Source organism: Nguyenibacter vanlangensis (assembly GCF_013376155.1).
Lineage (GTDB): Bacteria > Pseudomonadota > Alphaproteobacteria > Acetobacterales > Acetobacteraceae > Gluconacetobacter > Gluconacetobacter vanlangensis.
In genome coordinates this window covers 1-595 of the sequence record NZ_JABXXP010001199.1, presented here as the reverse complement: position 1 = coordinate 595, position 595 = coordinate 1, and the positions used below count along the sequence as shown (strand labels likewise).

The window sequence follows — 595 nt, the reverse complement described above, 5'->3', positions numbered from 1 at the left end:
CCGGCGCGGCGGCGGCCGGCGCCGACGCGTCAGGAGCGGGAGCGGCGGCCGGAGCGGCGGACTGTGCATCCTGGGCGACCGCAATCACGGGCGACGAGACGCTCAGAACGGCTGCGAGGGCCGACGCGGCAACGACAGGAACACGGTGCAGTCTGGTCATGTACTCCAAATCCTCTGTGGTAGATGGCCCGGTTTCCGGAACCACGGGGCCGCCCTGCTGATCGGTCGGGCGGACCCCGGTAACTCGGGTGAACTTGGTGGACTTCAGTCGTCGTTGCTGAGCCTGAAGGTGATCGTGTACGGGTGGTGGAATTCCTTGATGGGAACGCCATTCTTCACCGCGGGCTGATACCTGGCGCGGCGGACGTAATCGAGCGCCGCCTGGGCGAAGGCCTGGCCACCCTGCACGCTGGTCACGGCGCAGTTTGTGGTTTCGCCCGACGGTTCCACGTCGCACACCACGGTCACGCGGCCCTCACGATTTTCCTCGAGCATGTCCTCGGGATATTCGAGCTTGACGTTGTTGACCGGACGCGCGCCCGCCAGGTGATCGGGAACCGGCGGCCCCACGGGCGCGCTCGGCGCCGGCGGCACG

At 68.1% G+C, this 595-nt stretch carries 1 protein-coding gene; it reads right to left on the bottom strand.

The annotated features are described in order from the left end of the window. Positions 1-264: 264 nt before the first annotated feature. On the bottom strand, positions 265-595 hold a 331-nt coding region (locus HUK84_RS22095), incomplete at its 5' end, for an energy transducer TonB (protein ID WP_176642029.1).